General features: G+C 72.0%; 14 protein-coding genes. 10 read left to right on the forward strand and 4 right to left on the reverse strand.

The window, feature by feature from the left end; genetic code table 11:
* Nucleotides 1-70: 70 nt before the first annotated feature.
* The 6 genes from CFW40_RS21745 (at nt 71) to CFW40_RS21770 (ending at nt 6,096) form a co-directional block, all read left to right on the forward strand.
* Nucleotides 71-1,234: an acyl-CoA dehydrogenase family protein gene (locus CFW40_RS21745; protein ID WP_088802277.1), complete on the forward strand. Its 1,164-nt coding sequence runs from the start codon at nt 71-73 to the stop codon at nt 1,232-1,234.
* 83 nt (nt 1,235-1,317) lie between these two features.
* Nucleotides 1,318-1,863, forward strand: a complete 546-nt coding sequence (locus tag CFW40_RS21750; RefSeq protein ID WP_088799460.1) for a glycosyltransferase — start codon at nt 1,318-1,320, stop codon at nt 1,861-1,863.
* Nucleotides 1,856-2,665 (forward strand): MerR family transcriptional regulator, encoded by an 810-nt coding sequence (locus CFW40_RS21755; protein ID WP_218136791.1) that lies wholly within the window; start codon nt 1,856-1,858, stop codon nt 2,663-2,665. Before CFW40_RS21750 ends, CFW40_RS21755 begins: the two co-directional genes overlap by 8 nt.
* Before the next feature lie 436 nt (nt 2,666-3,101).
* Nucleotides 3,102-4,718, forward strand: a complete 1,617-nt coding sequence (locus CFW40_RS21760; protein WP_256331343.1) for a 4-coumarate--CoA ligase family protein — start codon at nt 3,102-3,104, stop codon at nt 4,716-4,718.
* Nucleotides 4,715-5,485, forward strand: coding sequence for an enoyl-CoA hydratase family protein (locus tag CFW40_RS21765; protein WP_088799462.1), 771 nt, complete (start codon nt 4,715-4,717; stop codon nt 5,483-5,485). Before CFW40_RS21760 ends, CFW40_RS21765 begins: the two co-directional genes overlap by 4 nt.
* On the forward strand, nt 5,473-6,096 hold the full coding sequence (locus tag CFW40_RS21770; RefSeq protein ID WP_088799463.1) for a TetR/AcrR family transcriptional regulator: 624 nt from the start codon (nt 5,473-5,475) through the stop codon (nt 6,094-6,096). The genes CFW40_RS21765 and CFW40_RS21770 overlap by 13 nt, the downstream gene beginning before the upstream one ends.
* 92 nt (nt 6,097-6,188) lie before the next feature.
* Here CFW40_RS21770 and CFW40_RS21775 read toward each other — a convergent pair whose 3' ends face one another.
* A complete protein-coding gene (locus tag CFW40_RS21775; RefSeq protein WP_088799464.1) occupies nt 6,189-7,292 on the reverse strand; it encodes a citrate synthase 2 in 1,104 nt (367 codons plus the stop codon).
* 413 nt (nt 7,293-7,705) lie between these two features.
* Between CFW40_RS21775 and pdxH the strand changes: the two genes are divergently transcribed.
* Both pdxH and CFW40_RS21785 read left to right on the forward strand, forming a co-directional pair.
* Entirely contained in the window at nt 7,706-8,392 is a 687-nt protein-coding gene (gene pdxH / locus CFW40_RS21780; RefSeq protein WP_256331342.1) for a pyridoxamine 5'-phosphate oxidase, read from the forward strand.
* Between the two features lie 509 nt (nt 8,393-8,901).
* Nucleotides 8,902-10,329: a PAS domain-containing protein gene (locus CFW40_RS21785; RefSeq protein WP_371127322.1), complete on the forward strand. Its 1,428-nt coding sequence runs from the start codon at nt 8,902-8,904 to the stop codon at nt 10,327-10,329.
* 26 nt (nt 10,330-10,355) lie between these two features.
* On the opposite strand, the gene CFW40_RS21790 is transcribed toward CFW40_RS21785, so the two are convergent.
* Entirely contained in the window at nt 10,356-11,123 is a 768-nt protein-coding gene (locus CFW40_RS21790) for an SIS domain-containing protein (protein ID WP_088799466.1), read from the reverse strand.
* Between the two features lie 214 nt (nt 11,124-11,337).
* Between CFW40_RS21790 and CFW40_RS21795 the strand changes: the two genes are divergently transcribed.
* On the forward strand, nt 11,338-12,030 hold the full coding sequence (locus CFW40_RS21795; protein WP_088799467.1) for a metal-dependent transcriptional regulator: 693 nt from the start codon (nt 11,338-11,340) through the stop codon (nt 12,028-12,030).
* A 496-nt stretch (nt 12,031-12,526) separates the two neighbouring features.
* The gene (locus tag CFW40_RS21800) at nt 12,527-13,402 is read left to right on the forward strand and encodes an alpha/beta fold hydrolase (RefSeq protein ID WP_088799468.1); all 876 of its coding nucleotides are present in this window, start codon (nt 12,527-12,529) and stop codon (nt 13,400-13,402) included.
* Nucleotides 13,403-13,630: 228 nt separating this feature from the next.
* Here CFW40_RS21800 and CFW40_RS21805 read toward each other — a convergent pair whose 3' ends face one another.
* Both CFW40_RS21805 and CFW40_RS21810 read right to left on the reverse strand, forming a co-directional pair.
* Complete coding sequence (locus CFW40_RS21805) at nt 13,631-15,274, reverse strand: transporter (RefSeq protein WP_088799469.1); 1,644 nt, start codon at nt 15,272-15,274, stop codon at nt 13,631-13,633.
* Complete coding sequence (locus tag CFW40_RS21810; protein WP_371127278.1) at nt 15,271-16,203, reverse strand: ABC transporter ATP-binding protein; 933 nt, start codon at nt 16,201-16,203, stop codon at nt 15,271-15,273. The genes CFW40_RS21805 and CFW40_RS21810 overlap by 4 nt, the downstream gene beginning before the upstream one ends.
* Nucleotides 16,204-16,268: the final 65 nt, after the last annotated feature.

Genomic DNA, 16,268 nt, shown 5'->3' on the forward strand with positions numbered 1-16,268 from the left:
ACCTCACCGCACGGCACCTCACCCACCGCACCTCACCCACCGCACACAAGGAGCCGCCATGAGCAGTGTCATGAGCAACCGTGTGATCGAGACCGAGGAACAGCGCGCCCTGCGCGACGCCGTCGCCGCGCTCGGCAAACGCTACGGCCGCGACTACGTCACCCGGGTCGTGGCCGAGGGCACGCACACCGACGAACTGTGGGCGGAGGCCGCCAAGCTGGGCTACCTGGGCGTCAACCTCCCCGAGGAGTACGGCGGGGGAGGCGGCGGCATCGTCGAACTCTCCCTCGTCCTGGAGGAGCTGGGGGCGGCCGGCTGCCCCCTTCTGATGATGGTTGTCTCGCCCGCCATCTGCGGCACGGTCCTCGCCCGGTTCGGTACCGACGACCAGAAGCGGACCTGGCTGCCCGGCCTCGCCGACGGCTCCCGCAAGATGGCCTTCGGCATCACCGAGCCGGACGCCGGCTCCAACTCGCACCGCATCACGACCACCGCCCGCAAGGAGGGCAGCGACTGGGTCCTCAACGGCCGCAAGGTCTTCATCTCGGGCGTCGACATCGCCGACGCGACCCTGATCGTCGGCCGTACCGAGGACGCCCGCACCGGCCGCCTCAAGCCCTGCCTGTTCATCGTCCCGCGCGAGACCCCCGGCTTCGGCCGCCGCCCGATCGCGATGGAACTCGCCGCCCCGGAGAAGCAGTTCGAAGTGACCCTGGACGAGGTCCGGCTGCCCGCCGAGGCGCTGGTCGGTGACGAGGACGCCGGGCTCCTCCAGCTCTTCGCGGGGCTCAACCCGGAGCGGATCATGACCGCCGCGTTCGCCCTGGGAATGGGCCGCTACGCCCTCGGCCGGGCTCTCGACTACGCCCGTACCCGCCAGGTGTGGAAGGAGCCCATCGGCGCCCACCAGGCCGTGGCCCACCCCCTCGCCCAGGCCCATATCGAGCTGGAACTCGCCCGGTTGATGATGCAGAAGGCGGCGCACCTCTACGACGCCGGCGACGACATGGGCGCGGGCGAGGCCGCCAACATGGCCAAGTACGCGGCCGCCGAGGCCGCCGTCCACGCCGTCGACCAGGCCGTCCACACCCTCGGCGGCAACGGCCTCACCCAGGAGTACGGCCTCGCCTCCCTGATCACCGCCGCCCGGGTGGCACGGATCGCCCCGGTCAGCCGCGAAATGATCCTCAACTACATCTCACACCAGTCACTGGGCCTGCCCAAGTCGTACTGAGCGCGCCATGCTGCCGGTGCCGGTGCGCCGGTTCACGAAGTGGGCTTGACCCTCACGTTGCGTGAGGGTGGACGGTAGACGGCATGAGCGATTTCTTCAACGCATTCGAAATGGGCCCCGTATCCGAGCGTGGGCCGAAGGCGGTTGCACCAGAGGTGTTCCGCGGCATCTACGCGATGCCGGTGTTCGTGACGGTTCCGACGTCGGACTTGGCGGCGTCGACGGATTTCTGGGTGCGAGGGTTCGGCTTCATCGAACTGTTCAGCATCCCGGGGCAGGTGGTCCACCTGCGCCGGTGGGCGTTCCAGGATGTCCTGCTCGTTCCTGCGGAGGCCGGTGCCGAGGTGCCCGAAGTGCCGACGATGAGTGTGAGCTTCTTATGCGTGCTGAGCGAGATCGATCCCCTCGTCGAGGCGTGTTCGGAGCTCGTGCCGGGCAGCGTGACGGGGCCGCGGGATACGCCGTGGCGTACTCGTGACGTCGAGGTGATCACCCCCGAGGGCGCGCGGGTCGTGTTCACCGCGGCGCAGGAGTTCGATCCTGACAGCCAGGAAGCGCATGATCTCGCCTCGGTCGGAGTCTTCGCCCCGGGATCGGAGGAGGGGGGCCACAATGGTGTCCATGGTTGAACGCGAGCGCGACAGCCGTGACGGCGTCACGGTGGGCGCGGCCGCTGAGCTGGTGGGGGTGACCGTCCGCACGCTTCATCATTGGGACGAGATCGGCTTGGCGGCGCCGTCCGTGCGCACCACCGCCGGCTATCGCCAGTACACCGACGCGGACCTGCAACGGCTGCATCGAATCGTCGCATACCGGGAGGCCGGTCTCGGGCTGGACGCGGTGCGCGAGGTTCTCGATGACGCGACGGCGGACATCGGCGCTACCTTGCGTGAGCAGCGTGCCCAGCTCGCCGAGCGCATCCAGGACCTGCAGCAGCTCGACGAGCGCCTGGAACGGATGACCGAGGCGCACGAGCGGGGCATCCTCCTCAACGATGAAGCGCAGTCGGAGATCTTCGGGGCGGACTGGGACGCCCATCGATCCCGGCAGGCCCGCACCGTGTGGGGGAATTCTGCGCAATGGGCGCAGTTCGCCGAGCGGTCCGCTTCCCGCACACGGGAGCAATGGCAGTCGCTCTCCGCGGCGATGTCCACGCTGCAGCTCGATCTGGGCAACGCCCTCGATCAGGGCTTCCTTCCGGGCGGCCCGGAAGCGAACGCGCTCGTCGAACGCCACCGCGAAGTATTTTCCCATTTCTTCCCGCTCACGCGACAGATGCAGGTGTGCCTGGGGAGAATGTTCGAGTCCGACCCTGGCTTCTCTGCCCACTACGACGGAATCCGGGCCGGGCTGGCCTCCTGGTTCCGGCAAAGCATCGACGAGTGCGCTCGCGCTCACGGGATCGACCCCGAGACAGCCACCTGGCAGTGATGTGGCAGCAGCGGCGCTCGATCACGTTCCGGCGCTCGCATCGCAGAGATAAGGGATCAAGTATGAGCCACCTTGACGACGCCTCGACGCTTGCCGTCGACTGGGGGCGGTTCGACCAGTAGCCGAACAGCGATGAGCGAACGGCCCGCCCCGGGGCATTCGGGGTGGGCCGTTCGCCGTACTGGCGCCGTTGAGCCTACGGGGGAAGGGGCGACCGTCGGGAACGTGACCGGGCGGGGCCTTGGTGCACGCCGCGAATTATGCAAGCACGCTTGATTGTTCTTGGTGTCGCTGACACCCTCTGAAGGCTGCTGGTCCAGTGCTGTGAGGGGGGAGAACTCATGGGCACGGCCGACCGCCCGGCCCCATACCCGCATCGCCGGCACCCGCACCGCACCGCCCCGCCGTACCCACCCTCGAAGGGAAAGGCCCCGGCATGGTGTCCCACGCGTCCCGTACATCCCGCGCACCCCACGTGTTCCGCAGCGAGTACGCCGATGTCGCGCCCGTAGAACTGCCGATCCATGACGCCGTGCTCGGGCGGGCGGCGGAGTACGGCGACCGGCCCGCCCTGATCGACGGGCTCGACGGCACCACCCTCGGCTACGACCGGCTGGACCACTTCAGCCGCCGGCTCGCGGCCGCCCTCGCCGCTGCCGGGGTCCGCAAGGGCGAGGTGCTGGCCCTGCACAGCCCGAACAGCGTGCTCTTCCCCGTCGTCTGCTACGCCGCCTCACGCTGCGGGGCGGCGGTCACCACCGTTCATCCGCTGGCCACCGAGGGCGAGTTCGCCAAGCAGCTGGGCGACTCCGGGGCCCGCTGGATCGTGACCGTATCGGCGCTGCTGGACACCGCGCGCGCCGCCGCACATCAGGCCGGCGGGATCGCCGAGATCCTGGTCTGCGACCGGGCCGAGGGCCACCGCTCCGTCCAGGACCTCGTCGCCTGCACCGACCCGGAACCGTCCGTCACCCTCGACCCGGCCGAGGACCTGGCCGTCCTGCCCTACTCCTCCGGCACCACCGGCACCCCCAAAGGCGTGATGCTCACCCACCGCAGCATCGCCACCAACCTCGCCCAGCTCACCCCGCTGGTCTCCAGCGGCCCGGACGACCGGGTGCTGGCGGTGCTGCCCTTCTTCCACATCTACGGGCTGACCGCCCTGATGAACGCACCTCTGCGCAACGGCGCCACCGTCGTGGTGCTGCCCCGCTTCGACCTGCGGCAGTTCCTCGCCGCGATCGAGAAACACCGCATCACGGCCGTCTACGTCGCGCCCCCGATCGTCCTCGCCCTCGCCAAACACCCCCTGGTGGCCGACTACGACCTCTCCTGTCTGCGCTACCTCGTCTCCGCCGCCGCACCCCTGGACGCCGAGCTGGCCGCGGCCTGCTCCCGGCGGCTCGGCCTGCCGCCGGTCCTGCAGGCGTACGGCATGACCGAGTTGTCGCCGGGCACGCACTGCGTCCCCCTCGACGCGACGGACCCGCCGCCCGGCGCCGTCGGCAAGCTGATCCCCAACACCGAGATGCGCCTGGTGTCCCTGGCGACCGGCGAGGACGTGCCGCCGGGGGAGAGCGGCGAGATCCTGATCCGCGGCCCGCAGGTGATGAAGGGCTATCTGGGGCGGCCCGCCGAAACCGACGCGATGATCGACCCCGACGGCTGGCTGCACACCGGCGACGTCGGGCGGACGGACGACGACGGCTGGCTGTATGTCGTCGACCGGGTCAAGGAGTTGATCAAGTACAAGGGCTACCAGGTCGCCCCCGCCGATCTCGAAGCGCTGCTGCTCGGGCATGACGCCATCGCCGACGCGGCGGTCATCGGCGTCGTGGACGCGGACGGCAACGAGGTGCCCAAGGCGTTCGTGGTCCGGCAGCGGGGGGCCAGCCTGAGCGAGGACGAGGTCATCGCATACGTTGCCGATCAGGTCGCCCCCTACAAGAAAGTGCGCCGCGTGGAATTCCTGGAGAGCGTGCCGCGCGCCACCACCGGAAAGATCCTGCGGCGCGAACTGCGCGCCAGGGAAAGGAGCTCGACGCCCCGATGACCGACGCACCCGCCACGACCCTGGTCCCGCGCTCCCACGAGCACGGCATCACCACCCTCACCCTGGATTCCCCGCACAACCGCAACGCCCTCTCCACCCGCCTGGTCGCCGAACTCGGCCAGGCCCTCGCCGACGCCGCCGCCGACGACGCCACCCGCGCCGTCGTGCTCACCCACACCGGCGGCACGTTCTGCGCCGGTGCGGACCTCTCCGAGGCCACCTCGGGCTCGGCGAAGGACGGACCGCTCGGCCTGGCCCGGCTGCTGCGCAGCATCGTGGCGCTGCCCAAACCGGTCGTCGCCCGGGTCACCGGACACGTCCGGGCCGGGGGCCTCGGCCTGCTCGGCGCCTGCGACATCTCCGTGGCGGGCCCTGACACCACCTTCGCGTTCACCGAGGCCCGCCTCGGCCTCGCCCCCGCCGTCATCTCCCTGCCGCTTCTGCCGCGCCTGGACCCGCGCGCCGCGGGCCGCTACTACCTGACCGGCGAGAAGTTCGGCGCGGCGGAGGCGGCCAGGATCGGCCTGGTCACCCTCGCGGCCGACGATGTCGACACCGGCCTCGCGCCCGTACTGGACGGGCTGCGCAAGGGCTCACCACAGGGCCTGGCCGAGTCGAAGAAGCTGGTCACCGCGGAGGTGCTGGCCGCCTTCGACCGCGACACCGAAGCGCTCGCCGAACAGTCCGCGCGGCTCTTCGGCTCCGCCGAGGCCCACGAGGGCATGACCGCCTTCCTGGAACGGCGGGCCCCGGCATGGGCGCGGTGACCCCGGCCCGCGGCCCCAAACAGCCCCAGCAGGAACGCAGCCGCGCCACCCGCCTCAAACTGCTGGAGGCCGCCGTCTCCTGCCTCGCCGAGCGCGGCTGGAGCGGCAGCACGGTCTCCGTGGTCGCCGAGCGCGCCGGCGTCTCGCGGGGTGCGGCGCAGCACCACTTCCGCACCCGCGAAGACCTCTTCACCGCGGCCGTCGAGCACGTCGCCGAGAAGCGGCAGGGCGCGGTCAAGGCCGTCGCCCGCAATCTGCCGCCGGCCGGCTCGGTGGCCCGCACCTGGATCATCGTCGAGGAGCTGGTCGGCCTCTACACGGGCCCGCTGTTCCGCGCCGCCCTCCACCTGTGGGTCGCCGCCTCCGACGAGGAGCAGCTACGCGACCGGGTCACCGCCCTGGAGGCCAAGGTCGGCCGCGAGGCGCACCGCACGGCGGTGGCCCTGCTCGACGCCGACGAGGCGGTGCCCGGCGTCCGGGAAACGGTCCAGGGACTGCTCGACATGGCCCGGGGCCTCGGCCTCGCCAATCTGTTGACGGACGACACGACCCGTCGCGATCGGGTGGTCGAGCAATGGGCCAAGATCATCGATGGTCTCCTGGCCCGGTAGGGCGCCGCCCCACGTTGTCGGCGGGCCCGCCGCAGGAGTCACAGCCAGAAACCCCGGCGGGAAAGCCGACAACGTGGGAAGGCGGCCAGGACTCACCGGGGAGCGATGTCCCCGTACCCCGCGATCTCCTGCGGGCTCCGCGCCGCCGGCCCCACATACCGGGCCGACGGCCGCACCAGCCGGCCCGTCCGCTTCTGCTCCAGGATGTGCGCACTCCAGCCGGCCGTACGGGCGCAGGTGAACATCGAGGTGAACATGTGCGCCGGGACCTCGGCGAAGTCCAGGACGATGGCCGCCCAGAACTCGACGTTGGTGGCCAGCACCCGGTCGGGACGGCGGCTGCGCAGCTCCTCCAGCGCGGCCTTCTCCAGGGCCTCGGCGACCTCGAAGCGCGGGGCGTTCAGGTCCCGGGCGGTGCGCCGCAGCACCCGCGCCCGCGGGTCCTCGGCGCGGTAGACGCGGTGGCCGAAGCCCATCAGCCGCTCGCCCGCGTCCAGCGCCCGCCGGACGTACGCGGAGGCGTCGCCGGACCGTTCGATCTCCTCGATCATGCCGAGGACCCGGGACGGCGCGCCGCCGTGCAGCGGGCCGGACATCGCGCCGACCGCGCCGGACAGCGCGGCCGCCACGTCCGCGCCCGTGGAGGCGATGGACCGGGCGGTGAAGGTGGAGGGGTTCATGCCGTGCTCGGCGGCCGAGGTCCAGTAGGCGTCGACGGCCTTGACGTGCTGGGGGTCGGGCTCCCCGCGCCAGCGCTTCATGAAGCGCTCCACGATGGTCTCCGCCGTGTCGATCTCCTTCTGCGGCACCATCGGCAGGCCCGGCCCGCGCGCCGACTGGGCCACGTACGACAGGGCCATCACCGCGGCGCGGGCAAGGTTGTCACGGGCCGTCGCCTCGTCGATGTCCAGCAGCGGCTTCAGGCCCCACACGGGCGCGAGCATGGCGAGCGCCGACTGCACGTCGACCCGGATGTCACCGGAATGCACGGGAATCGGGAACGGCTCGGCGGGCGGCAGCCCCGGGTTGAAGGCCCCGTCGACCAGCAGCCCCCAGACGTTTCCGAAGGACACCTTCCCGACGAGGTCTTCGATGTCGACCCCGCGGTAGCGGAGCGAGCCGCCTTCCTTATCCGGTTCGGCGATCTCCGTCTCGAACGCGATGATTCCCTCGAGTCCGGGTACGAAGTCGGACATCAGGCAGCTCCTCAAAATGGGGACGGCAAACGGTCCGTGACCGGCTGCCGTGCGGTCGAGTCTCAGGTCTGCGGTGCGGTGCCGGTGCGGTTACGCGGCTGCGCCGGGCAGCTCGCGGTCCGTACCGGGCACGCCGGTGATGCCCCGCCAGGGCGCGGGTCACGCGGCGGTGTTGCCCGCAGTGGGTCAGACCGCGGGCGGGCAGGTGCGGTGTGGTGCGTCCCTTCGGGCCGGACGGACACGATAGCTCTCCCCGTCCGGAGGCCACAGTGGGGCGCCCCCTCATTCTGGCGGGTCTCCCGCCTGTCAGGAGGGGTGAGACTCGGCACAACGGTCGATCCGCCGACGGGAGGGTTACGGCAGGTCGACGAGGGGCAGACTTCCGCCCCTCCCGGCTGACCGGGCCGGACCCGATGCTGCAAGATGAGGCCGTGCACCCAGCCGAGCCTCATGCCGAGACCCCCGATCCCTCCTCCATGCGTGCGCACTACCGCGCCGAGGGACTGGTCGAGTCCGACCTCGCCGCCAGTCCCTACAACCAGTTCGCACGCTGGTTCAAGGACGCGACGGTGGCCGCTCTGCACGAGCCGAACGCCATGGTCGTCTCCACGGCGGACGCCAACGGCCGGCCGAGTTCGCGGACCGTGCTCCTCAAGGCATTCGACGACCGCGGCTTTGTGTTCTTCACCAACTACAACAGCCGGAAGGGTCGCGAACTGGCCGAAAATCCAGCCATTTCGCTGCTGTTCCCATGGCACCCGCTCGCCCGCCAGGTGGTGGTGACCGGTACGGCGGAGCGCATCGGCCGGGACGAGACCGCCGCCTACTTCCGCACCCGCCCGCACGGCTCCCAGCTCGGCGCCTGGGCCAGCGACCAGTCCGCCCCCGTCGCCTCGCGCGCGGAACTGGAGCAGGCCTACGAGGAATTGGCGGCCCGCTACCCGGAGGGTGAGCAGGTGCCGGCGCCCCCGCACTGGGGCGGCTACCGGATCGCCGCCGAGACGGTCGAATTCTGGCAGGGCCGGCACAACCGGCTGCACGACCGGCTGCGGTACGTGCGCGAGCACGATTCCTGGCGGGTGGAGCGCCTGGCGCCCTGACGGCGGGGCCCGGGAGAGAAGACGCGGAGCAGGGGAGAGAACGCAGACGACCCGCGGGCTGCTTCCTCCGCGCTCGGTGGCGCAGAGGGCCGGTCGGACGAACCGGCAGCCCGCGGGTCGGGTGACTGCTTGGGATTGGCCGGCTGCGCATCTGCAGTATGCGCTGGTCCGGCGCTGCACTTCGGGTGAAGCGACGGGCCGCTAGCCCGCAGCCACCTCACGCGTCCGGTGCGAAATCATCTGCCGAACCACCTCCCTTCTCGTGTGCTCCACACATTAGGAAGCCGCCCGGCCGCACACAAGGGAATTTCCCGATAGCAACGATTTCCGCAAACCGGCTGTGGGGTGTGTCACGTTCCAGTTGAATGTTCCCAGGTGGAGCACGTGCGGCCGGGTTTTCGTAAGGGGTGCCAGTGACTGCTTCGTCAGCTTCTTCTGCCTCGTCGGCGGCGCGCTGGCCCGCCGACGACGCCGAGGACTCGGGTCTGCTCGCCGCACTCCTGGACGGGATGGACGCCGCCCTGGTCGCCTTCGCCGCGGACGGCACGGTCACCCACTGGAACCACGAGGCCGAACGCATCCTGGGGTGGACCACCACCGAAGCCGTCGGCCGTACGGGCCTGGCCGGCTGGGCGGTCCGCAAGGAGGACGCCGACGAGATCGACGCCGCCCTCACGGCCGCCATGCGCTCCCCGGGCCGCCAGGTGCAGGAGTTCGCCCTGCTGACCAAGGACGGCCACCGCGTGCTCGTCCGTACCCAGGCCTCCGCGGTCCGCGGACCCGGCGGCCGGGTCGCGGGGGTGTACTGCGCCTTCAGCGAGGTGCACACCCAGATGGACCTGGAGCGGTCCATCGCGCTCAGCGAGGCGCTGTTCGAGGACGCGTCGTGGGGCGTGGTGCTGATCGACGCCGATCTGCGGCCCGCCGTCGTCAACGCACACGCCGCCCGCGCCCTGGGGGTGGGGCGCACCGCCCTGCTGGGGCGCCCCCTGGGCGACCTGCTGGCACAGGGCGTCGAGGAGCTGGAGTGCGCCCTGCAGCACGTCCTCGCCGAGGGCGCGCCGCCGGCCGTCGCCGAGCTGTGGGTGACGCTGCGCTCCGAGGAGGCCGAACTGCCGCGCCGGTGCTGGCGCAGCGGCTTCGTCCGACTGACCTCCCCGCTGGCGGAGGAGCCGGTGCCGCTGGGCGTGGCCTGGCTCTTCCAGGACGTCACGGCCGCCAAACGCGCCGAGCAGGACAGCTCCCTGCTGCGCTTCCGCGCCCATCAGCTCCACCGGGCCGGCCGGGCGGCCGCGGACTGCCCGGACCCGGCCGAGGCCGCCGCGGTCCACCTCGACTTCGCCCTCGCGGGCTTCGCCGACCACGGCCTCGTCGACCTCGCCGCGACGCCCGCGCCCCAGCCGTACGGGGCCCTCGCCGAGGACGGTCCGTACGAGGACGCCGCCGATGGCGCCTGCGATGCCGCGTCCGACGCTGTGCGCGATGCCGCCTCCGATGCCGCGTCCGACGAGGAGTCCGACGCGGAGTCCGCAGCGGATACCGGCCGGCGTCCGCGGCGGTCCGCGCCCCGGCTGGTGCGGATGCTGGCGTCCCCGGCCGGCTCGCCCGGTCCCTCGGAGCGGCTGCCGGCGACCGGGATTCCCACGCCGTACGTGCCGGGGCATCCGGCGCTCCAGGCGTACGAACGGGGCGGTTCGGTGCGTACCAGCGCCGGTCCCGCTTCGGCCGAGGGCTGGGCGGCCGCCCGCAACTGGCCGGACGGCACCGTGCACGGGCTGTGCGTGGTGCTGCGCAGCCGGGGGCGCACGCTCGGTGTCGTGACGTTTCTGCGGGCGCCCGCCCGCCGCCCCTTCGACCGCGCCGACGCGGACTACGCGGAGGAGGTCGCGGCCCGGATCGCCGCGACCCTCGACCTCGCGGGCGCGGCCTCGCTCTGAGCGGACGGCTCCGGGGCGGGCCGTCGCTACTGCCGGTAGAAGATCCGGTCCGCGTACTCGCTCATCACCCGGGCGTTCCAGTCGTGCCCGCCGTCGACGTTCCCCGAGCGCAGCAGCGGCGGGTCGATGCCCCGCTCGGCGAGGGTGCCCGCGGCCGTCGCCACCATGGCCTGCATGATCGTGCTGGTGACGACGGTGGAGGCGGGCGCGAACGGCGCGTCGATGCCCGGCAGCGTCAACTCCGCGTCGCCGACCGGGATCCGGCTGTCCAGCACCAGGTCGCAGTGGTCCTTGAGGAAGCCGCCGGAGGCGTGCCGGGACGTGGTCGCGGCCGCGTACGCCACCGAGGTCACGCCGATGACCTTGATGCCGAGGGCGCGGGCTTTTTGCGCCATCTCGACGGGCAGCGCGTTCCGGCCGGAGAGCGAGATGATCACCAGCACATCGCCCGCCTCCAGCGGGCTGGTGTCCAGGACGGCCCCGGCCAGCCCGTCGACCCGCTCCAGGGCGCTGCCGAGTGTCGCGGGCCGTACGTCCACGCCGACCACGCCCGGTACGGACAGCAGATTCATGATCGCCAGGCCGCCCGCGCGGTAGACGGTGTCCTGCGCGGGGAGGGAGGAGTGCCCGGCGCCGAAGGAGAAGACCCGGCCGCCCGCCGCGACGGCGTCCGCGATCAGCTGCCCGGCCGCGGTGATCCGGTCGCCCTCGTCGTCGCGGACCTGCCGCAGCAGGTCGATCGCGGCGTCGAAGAAATCCCCGGCCAGCCGGTCGCTCCGGTCGCTCTCAGCCATGGACGCGGGCCCCTCTCGTCGGGCCGCGCCGTTCGGCGCGGCGCACGGCGCATCTCGTCGTATCTGATCAGTGGCGCGGATCACGTTGCGGTCCGGAACGGTGCCCTGTCAATACGGCCGTGGGGGGACGGTCCGGAGACGAGGAGGCACCGTTGTCGGTGGGATGCGTCAGAATTGAGTTCAGGGCCACCGCACCACACATCAAGGGGCACGCATGTCCGGACTGATCGACACCACGGAGATGTATCTCCGCACCATCCTCGAACTCGAAGAGGAAGGTGTGGTGCCCATGCGGGCCCGCATCGCGGAGCGGCTGGAACAGAGCGGCCCGACGGTGAGCCAGACGGTCGCGCGCATGGAGCGGGACGGGCTGCTGACGGTCGCGGGTGACCGGCATCTGGAGCTGACGGAGGAGGGCCGGCGGCTCGCGACGCGGGTGATGCGCAAGCACCGCCTCGCCGAGTGCCTGCTCGTCGACGTCATCGGGCTCGAATGGGAGCAGGTGCACGCCGAGGCGTGCCGCTGGGAGCACGTGATGAGCGAGGCGGTCGAGCGCCGCGTCGTGGAGCTGCTGCGGCATCCGACGGAGTCGCCGTACGGCAACCCCATCCCGGGGCTGGAAGAGCTCGGCGAGACGGCCGGGGGCGACCCGTTCCTGGACGCCGGGATGGTGAGCCTGATGGATCTGGACGCCGGGGCCGACGGCAAGACGGCCGTGGTGCGCCGGATCGGCGAGCCGATCCAGGCGGACGCCCAGCTGATGTACACCCTCCGGCGGGCCGGTGTGCAGCCGGGCGCGGTGGTGAGCGTGACGGAGTCCTCCGCCGGGGTGCTGGTCGGCAGCAGCGGCGAGGCCGCCGAGCTGGACTCCGAGATCGCCGCCCATGTGTTTGTCGCCAAGCGCTGAAAGCAGTTTCAGCCTCTTTCTTTTCGGCGCTTCCTGCCGAAGCCACCCCCGGAGCCCGCTGAACTGCGCCGATGCGCCGCTCAGCGGGCTCGGCAAGTTCTTTCCGGTTGAACGGACTTGTGCGAATCCGTGCGATACGGCCGGTCTCGTGTCACGCTGACGCATGGCCATGCATCGGCCTGTCCTGGCCGGGGAGGGGGTTCGGATGCATCCACGTATGACGGAGACAGTCAGGGCCCCGGCGCTGCGAGCAGCCGGGGCCCTGCCTCCCCATGTCCCCCACCCAAGACCCGGAGCCCCGAGCTCCCAGGGTCTTCCCCCACGGGCCCCCTTCCCGGTAGGGCCCGCCTCCCGGCAGATGTCTCCCCGTGGCGGGCGCGGCCAATCCTTGAGTGAGGTCACTCGAACGAGGGGTATTGCGCGCCGAAACGGTGCGTTCGAATAGAGGTTCGATAGTGTGGAGCTGCTCAAGGGACGATTGGGGGTGCCAAGGCACATGGTGCAGCGCATCGATGTCACAGGGGCCGGCGGTGTAGGCCTCGCCGCCTGGGAATTCACCGACCCGCCCAAGATCGGCGGCGGGCTGGAGGAGAGCGAGCAACGGCCTGGCGTACTCCTGCTCCATGGCCTGATGGGCCGCGCCTCGCACTGGGCGGCCACCGCGCGCCGCCTGAGCGCGCGCCACCGCCCCGTCGCGCTGGACCAGCGGGGCCACGGCCGCAGCGAGAAGCCCGCCGAGGGGCCGTACGACCGCGAGGCGTACGTCGATGACGCCATCGCGGCCATCGAGCAGCTCGGTCTCGCCCCGGCCGCCCTTGTCGGGCACGCCATGGGCGCCCTGACGGCGTGGCAGTTAGCGGCTCGAAGACCGGATCTGGTCAGTGCGCTGGTCATCTGCGATATGCGGGCCTCGGCGCTCGGGGCGGCCTCGCAGCGTGAATGGACCGAATGGTTCCGGTCCTGGCCGGTGCCGTTCGCCACCCTCGCGGATGTCCGCAAGTGGTTCGGCGAGGACGATCCGACGCTGGAGCGGCCCAGACCCGCCCGCGGCGAATTCTTCGCCGAGGTGATGGCCGAGCGCGCCGACGGCTGGCGCCCGGTCTTCTCCCGTCGGCAGATGCTCATCGCCCGCGAGACCTGGGTGCATGACGCCCATTGGGAAGAGCTCGCCCAGGTCCCGTGCCCGACGCTGGTCGTCCGCGGCCTCGATGCCGAACTGGGCCGTGCCGAGGCCATGGAGATGGTCCGGGTACTGCCGCGCGGCGCCTACGCCGAAATCCCCGACGCCGGCCATTTGCTCCCCTGGGAACAACCCGACGCCTGGTGCGCCGCGATCGAGCCCTTTCTCCGTACGGCCACGATGCCCGGCTGAGCGGCACACGGCACCACGGCGAACGGCACACGGCCCGCGCGGTAAGGCAGTGCCGCAGGGCAGCGCGGGCGGGCCATGCGCCCGGCGGCGGGGGCGGCCGGACGGGCCCGCCCCGTCCGGCCGCCTGCCGAGTTCGGCCCAGCCCGCCCGCTTCCCGGCCTGATCGCCCGGCCCGGCCCGCCGCCAATCCCGGCCCGGCCCGGCGCGGCCCCGTCCGGCGCGTGGCCCTCAGGCCTTGCTGACGGCCACCAGAATCTCCGGCAGCCGCCGCGCCACCCGGGGCGCCGCCACCCGGAGGCCCAGCTCCGCGATGCCCACGCCGTAGACCGCGCCGACCGGCAGCAGCACCCACAGCAGGGCGTGCAGACCGGCGACATGCAGCCAGATGGTCAGGCCCAGCAGCGGCGCGCACAGCACGGCGCCCACCAGCACCCCGCCGAAGAGGCTGAACCAGGCGATCGAGGCCTGCCCCGGCGCGACGTTCTTGTTGCCCTCCGAGGGGATCGAGTAGGGGAAGACCGCCGAAGACAGCGCCCCGGTCGCCATCAGCGCACCCAGCACGGCCAGCGAGAGCCCGTACACCTCCACGAAGTCCGACCACGGCCCGATGACGGCGGCGGTACCGGCGACGACCAGCGTGACGTACGGGACGGCGACCAGCGCCAGCGCGCAGGCGCGCGCCCGCAGTTCCCGGTAGGCGTCCCGCGGGGTGGCGATCGTCGAGGCGACCATCCAGAACGCCGAGGTGTCCTGCCCGAACTGGTTGTACATCTGCGACCCGAGCAGCGCCGACGCCGAGAACGACGTATAGATGCTGCCGTTGCCCTGCGCGGCCGAGACGGCCGGCAACAGCAGGCCGACGCCGAGCGCGGTCGCCCACGCCATCTTCGACTTGGGGTCGCGCCAGGCGTAGCGCAGCGTCCGGAGCATGACCGCGCCGGTCCGCCCGTCCGGCAGCAGCCGCCCGAGCCCGCGCTGCTTCGTGCCGGCCCGGCGTGCGCTGTCCTTCTCCACCGCCTGGAGGGTCGAGGAGTCCGGGGCCGTCATCAGGGTGGTCAGGGTGCGCTGCCACCACCACAGCAGCAGGAGCAGCGCCAGCGCCGTCAGCGCCAGGCCGGCCAGCGCCCGCCCGTACGCCCCGTGTCCGGCGTCCTCGACGGCGCTGACGGCCGAGGCCGGCGGCACCCAGCGCAGCACCTCGCCCACCGGCTCCAATACGGACAGGCCGTCCGGCCGGCCCAGCTTCTGGGCGGCGATATTGATGCCCTGGGCGCCGATGGCGATGAACAGGCCGCCCAGGACGGCGAGATCACGGCCGCGGCGGCTGGTCAGCAGCCGCACCGCCGCGGTGGCGACGGCTCGTGCCAGCGACACGCACACCAGCACCACCAGGACCACGGCCACCACACCCACGGCAGCGGCGGCCGGGCCTTCGGCGACCGCGATCACCGAACCGGCCGCCAGCGCGAGGGTGACGACCGGGCCGATGCCGACGAGCGAGGCCACCAGCAGCGACACGATCAGGGGCCGCGGCCGCAGCGGCAGCATCACCAGCCGGGTCGGGTCCAGCGTCTCGTCGCCCGTCGGGAAGAACAGCGGCATCACCGCCCAGCCCAGGGTGAGGATCCCGGTGAGCAGCACGACCAGCGCGCCGACATGCGCGGTGCCGCGCAGCGCGATCAGCCCCAGCACCACACCGCCGGTGAAGAGCAGACCGACGATGACGGAGGCGATGTACGCCAGCGCGCGCCCGGTGGACTGCCGCAGCCCGTTGCGCAGCAGCGACAGCTTCAGCCGGACGAAGACGCCGGTCAGGGAGGGTGCGGGGGCGGCGGCCGGTCCCGCGGTCGCCACGGGGGATTCGGTGCTCATCGGGCGCCGCCACCGCCCAGCCAGTCGAGGTTCGTTCCCGGACCGCGGCCCCGTGCGCCGACGAGTTCGAGGAACGCGTCCTGCAGCGAGGGCGCCGCGCCCCGTACCTCCGCGAGCGGGCCGTCCGCGCGGATCCGCCCGGCGGCGATCACCGCGACCCAGTCGCACAGCGACTCGACCAGCTCCATCACATGGCTGGAGAAGATCACGGTCGCCCCGGAGGCCGTATAGCGCTCCAGCACCCCGCGGATGGTCTGCGCCGACACCGGGTCGACGCCCTCGAAGGGCTCGTCGAGGAAGAGGATTTCGGGGTTGTGCAGCAGCGCCGCCGCCAGACCGATCTTCTTACGCATACCGGTGGAGTAGTCCACCACCAGCTTGTTCCGCGCGCCCGACAGATCGAGCACGTCCAGCAGCTGCCCGGCCCGCTTGTCGACCTCGTCGCCCGGCAGGCCGCGCAACCGGCCTATGTAGCCGAGGAGTTCACGCCCGGAGAGCCGTTCGAAGAGCCGCAGCCCCTCGGGCAGCACCCCGATCCGGGACTTGACGGACACCGGGTCCCGCCAGACGTCGTGCCCGCCGATCTCGACCAGTCCGGCGTCCGGTCGCAGCAGGCCGGTCACCATGGACAGCGTGGTGGTCTTGCCGGCGCCGTTGGGGCCGACCAGACCGATGAAGCGCCCGGCCGGCAGCGTCAGATCGATGCCGTTGACGGCGATCTGCTCGCCGAACTTCTTCCACAGCCCCTGGATGCGGACGGCGGGCGGGCCGGCCACGGCGCCCCCGGGGGACCCGGCCGCCCCGGCCTGAGCGGCGGCCGACGCGGGCCCCGGCGGCGCGGGCTCGGCCTGCCGGTCGAGGCGCGGATCGACGCGCCGGTCGTGGTGCGGATCGAGGTGCTGATCGATGTCTTCCGGCTCGTTCGCCACCGGCCCTGCCCTTCGACGTCCCCGCAGAGGCCGTCCTGGCCCCCGTCAGGGACCCCACGATACGA

The organism is Streptomyces sp. 2114.4 (assembly GCF_900187385.1).
GTDB classification, from domain to species: Bacteria; Actinomycetota; Actinomycetes; order Streptomycetales; family Streptomycetaceae; genus Streptomyces; species Streptomyces mooreae.